The sequence below is a fragment of the Rhizobacter sp. P2_H2 genome (genome assembly GCF_056403375.1).
Window position 1 is genome coordinate 1 of the sequence record NZ_JBFUFP010000546.1, and the last position, 3,661, is coordinate 3,661.

Annotated in this window: 6 protein-coding genes and 1 pseudogene; 6 read left to right on the top strand and 1 reads right to left on the bottom strand. The window is 65.8% G+C overall.

From position 1 onward, the window contains the following. The first annotated feature begins 116 nt into the window (after window positions 1-116). The 6 genes from AC1D15_RS22125 to AC1D15_RS22150 all read left to right on the top strand — a co-directional run bounded on the left by AC1D15_RS22125 (window position 117) and on the right by AC1D15_RS22150 (window position 3,502). Window positions 117-596, top strand: a complete 480-nt coding sequence (locus AC1D15_RS22125; protein ID WP_477827659.1) for a DUF6152 family protein — start codon at window positions 117-119, stop codon at window positions 594-596. Window positions 597-786: 190 nt separating this feature from the next. Next, complete coding sequence (locus tag AC1D15_RS22130; protein WP_477827660.1) at window positions 787-1,974, top strand: MFS transporter; 1,188 nt, start codon at window positions 787-789, stop codon at window positions 1,972-1,974. Window positions 1,975-2,017: 43 nt separating this feature from the next. Continuing rightward, window positions 2,018-2,404 carry a VOC family protein gene (locus tag AC1D15_RS22135; RefSeq protein ID WP_477827661.1) on the top strand — a complete coding sequence of 129 codons (387 nt, stop codon included), beginning with the start codon at window positions 2,018-2,020 and terminating at the stop codon, window positions 2,402-2,404. A gap of 4 nt (window positions 2,405-2,408) precedes the next feature. Then, window positions 2,409-2,918: a hypothetical protein gene (locus AC1D15_RS22140; RefSeq protein WP_477827662.1), complete on the top strand. Its 510-nt coding sequence runs from the start codon at window positions 2,409-2,411 to the stop codon at window positions 2,916-2,918. Window positions 2,919-2,926: 8 nt separating this feature from the next. Continuing rightward, window positions 2,927-3,181, top strand: a complete 255-nt coding sequence (locus tag AC1D15_RS22145) for a DUF8617 domain-containing protein (RefSeq protein ID WP_477827663.1) — start codon at window positions 2,927-2,929, stop codon at window positions 3,179-3,181. Window positions 3,182-3,295: 114 nt separating this feature from the next. After that, window positions 3,296-3,502 (top strand): hypothetical protein, encoded by a 207-nt coding sequence (locus AC1D15_RS22150; protein WP_477827664.1) that lies wholly within the window; start codon window positions 3,296-3,298, stop codon window positions 3,500-3,502. 1 nt (window position 3,503) lies between these two features. On the opposite strand, the pseudogene AC1D15_RS22155 reads toward AC1D15_RS22150, so the two are convergent. Then, window positions 3,504-3,661 (bottom strand): annotated as a pseudogene (locus AC1D15_RS22155) (glutathione S-transferase family protein); the annotation flags it as partial.

The following is a 3,661-nucleotide window of genomic DNA, read 5'->3' on the forward strand; positions in this document are numbered from 1 at the left end:
CGGCTACAGATGCTGGTGTCCACTGGCCTCTGGCTCGCCGTGGTGGTCTGCGGCCGCTGGATCGCCTATTGACCACCGCCCGCTTCGTTCATCTTCTTCACCCACCGGAGACCGCCATGCCGTTGAGCCGCCGCCAGTTCGCCGTTCTCGCCGCCATCGCCCCCTGGATCGTGCGCCCCGCGTCGGCCCACCATGGGTGGGGCAGCTTCGACCAGGACCGCCCGCTGTACCTCGAAGGGACCGTGGTCACCAGCAAGTGGCAGAACCCGCATGCCGAGTTGATCATCGAGCTGCCCGCCGGCCTCAAGCTGCCGGCCGACCTGGCCCGGCGCACGCTGCCGGCGCAGAGTGCCGCCGTCGACGGCCCCGCCCTGCTCGCCAAGGCCACGCTGCCCAGGCGCAGCGACCGGCGCTGGGAGCTGGAGCTCGCCCCGCTCACCCGCATGGAAGCCTGGAAGGTCGCCGAGATCCGCCCGGGTGCGCGCGTCTCCGCCATCGGCTACACCGGCGCCGATGAAAAGGGCGATGCGGTGATGCGGGTCGAGTACCTCTTCGTGGGCGACAAGGTCTACGGGCTGCGATCGAGCCCGGCCTGACTGCACACGGCCGCTCGCCGGTTCGCTAACATCGCCCCACCCGGGCAGCCGACAAGCTGCCCGCCTTCACGTCGCCGGCTTCACCAGGCCCGACGACGCATGACTCCTGTTTGACCCAGCACGAGCAGACCCAGGTCGCGCCAACCGCACGGCCCTCCGCCCCTCGGTCCATCCACGGAGTCCAGCCGCCATGCCATCACAGGCCTCCCCTCGCCTTTCGGTCCTGGTTCCCCTTTCCGCGCTGGCCGTCCTGCCCATCAACATGTTCGTGCCGTCGTTGCCGACCATCGCCAGGGATCTTCACGCCGACTTCGCGCTCGTCAATGTCGCCATCGCGGGGTATGCGGTGGCCACCGCCGTCACGCACCTGATCGCGGGTGCGCTCTCCGACGGGTTCGGGCGCAAGCCCGTCGCGCTGCTCGCGCTGGCGATCTTCACGATGGCATCGATCGGCTGCAGCCTGGCCAACGACATCGTCACCTTCCTGGGATGCCGGTTGCTCCAGAGCAGCGTCATCGCCGGATACGTCGTGTCGCTCGCCGCCATTCGAGACACCTCCCACGAGGGCCAGGCCGCAAGCCGGATCGGCTACGTCTCGTCGGCATGGGCCGTGGCGCCGATGATCGGGCCCACGTTCGGCGGATTGCTCGATGCCCACTTCGGCTGGCGCGCCAACTTCATCGCGTTCGCAGCACTCGGGCTCGCGGGGCTGTACCTGGTGGCGTTCCAGCTGAAGGAAACCAACCACCACCGCACCCAGTCCGTCGCACTGCAATTGAAAGGCTATGCCGAATTGAGCCGCTCGATGCAGTTCTGGGCCTGTTCGCTTTGCATGGCCTTCGCCATTGGAACGCTGTATGTCTTTCTGGGCGGAGCGCCCCTGGTGGCGGCACAGCTGGGTGAAACATCGAGCACGGCGCTGGGCCTTCACATGGGGATGGTTCCTGCCGGCTTCATCGTCGGCAGCTACGTGGTCGGGCGCATCGGCGCACGCCACGCGGCCACCAGGCTGATCCTCGCGGGCCGCGCGCTCACGTCCATCGGCCTGCTCGCGGGCCTGGCGCTTGCCGCGGCAGGCTGGGCGCATCCGCTCGCGTTCTTCGGCCCCTGCGTGTTCGTGGGCCTGGGMAACGGGCTGACGATGCCGGTGGCCAATGCGCAAGTGCTGTCGCTGCGCCCCCAGCTGGCCGGCACGGCCTCGGGGCTGGCCGCCGCCGTGACCGTGACCGGCGCCGGCATCATCGCGTTTCTCTCGGGCCTGGTCGTCGATGCATCGAACGCCCGCGTTGCGGTGCTGGGCGTCATGCTGACGACGTCGACACTGTCGCTTGCCGTGGCCCTGTTCATCACCCGCGCGCCGTGCGAGCACCGGTCGTGATTCCCGCTCGTGTCAAACTCCATCGCCAGCAAAGGGGCACATCATGAAGCGCGTGACCGGCATCGGCGGCATCTTCTTCAAGTCCAAGGATCCGAAGGCGCTCGGCGAGTGGTATCGCAAGCACCTCGGGCTGGAGGTGGCGGACTGGGGCGGAGTCGCTTTCAAGTGGGTCACGCCCGACAACCCGATGGGCACCGGCACCACGACCTGGAGTCCGTTCAAGGAAGACACCTCGTACTTCGCTCCGAGCACGGCGAGCTTCATGATCAACTTCCGGGTGCATGACCTTCACGCGCTGCTCGCCGCATTGCGGTCCGAAGGCTGCGCGGTGGACGACAAGGTCGACGAGTCCGAGTACGGAAAGTTCGGCTGGGTGCTGGATCCGGAGGGCCATCGCCTCGAGCTGTGGGAGCCGCCGCAGGGGCAATGAGGCCATGAAGAGAGAACCAACGTGGCTGCCGATTTCGGCGCTCGCTGGCCGTGTCGTCACCCGCTGGCAAGGCACGGAGATGGCGCTGGTTGCAGGCGAGGTCGCCGAAGATGTGCGCTGGGAAGATCCGGGCATTCCGTTTCTCCAGCTGGTCAATCTCGACTTGCAGTTGGCGAACGGGCAAGTCTTCAGGCTGTTGTCCCATCTCGAGGACGGGACCGGTTTTCACGGGCTCTACCTGATGGAGCTCGACGCCATTCAGGCGCCGGAGCCCCACGAAGATGCTCCATTCCTCTTTCGGGATCGACAGTTTCCGGAGTGGCCGGCGGGCGAGATCGAGATCACTGAACTCCGTCATGACGGTCCGAATGCCACGGCTGAAGTACGGCTCCTGCTGTCCGGGAATGAGCTCAGGCTCGTCGCGGGCGAAGTTCACGAGCAATTTGACGGGAGCCTGTGCATCGTCGAGTGCGACGAATCCATACTCGTGCAACTGAAAGGCGTTCGGCCGTAGAAGATCCCATGGCAAGCAAGTTCATGTGTCGTTGCGGTGAGATCGTCCGCACGAATCTCTTCGAGGGGAACGGCGTGCACCTGCTGGTCGCTGAGGAGCTTGTCGATGCCGCATCAGGGGGCGCGTCGACTGATCTGGATCCGTTTCTGGATGAGATCGTGAAGCAGTCGGAGATCGTGGCGAAATGCGGCAAGTGCGGCTGCATCGCCATCATTGACGATCACTACGACATCAAGCTGTATGAACCGATTTCTCGCTCATGAACGATGAAGGCGTGACACCGAGGTGCCCTTGCTGTCTGTTTCGGACTCTTCAGGAACGCGGAGGATTCGAGGTCAGACAGGCAACCGCCCAAGAAATCCCGGCAGGAGGCGATCATGAACATGCTTGACCTCTTCTCCCTCCTGGCTTCACCCGGCGCTGCAGCGGGCTGCATCCTCGGCGTCGGCATCGCCGTCGGGTTGCACTGGTTGTTTCCAGCCGAAGATCTCCTTGCCGCCCAGGCTCTTGTTGTCGCCGTGTGCTGCGGGGTCGGAGCCCTGCTGGAATGGCACCAGCCCGCCCGTGACCGGGATGGCGACTGAATCAACCTGACCTGCCGGTGAACACCGCCAGTTGCGCCGCGAACGCCCGCTGATAGGCGGGCCGCGCCTCACCACGGGCCACGTAGGCGGCAAGCCGGGCGTCCTCGTCGAGCATCCCCGACGGCCTCAACCTGAGCAGCACCGCGACCATCATCAGGT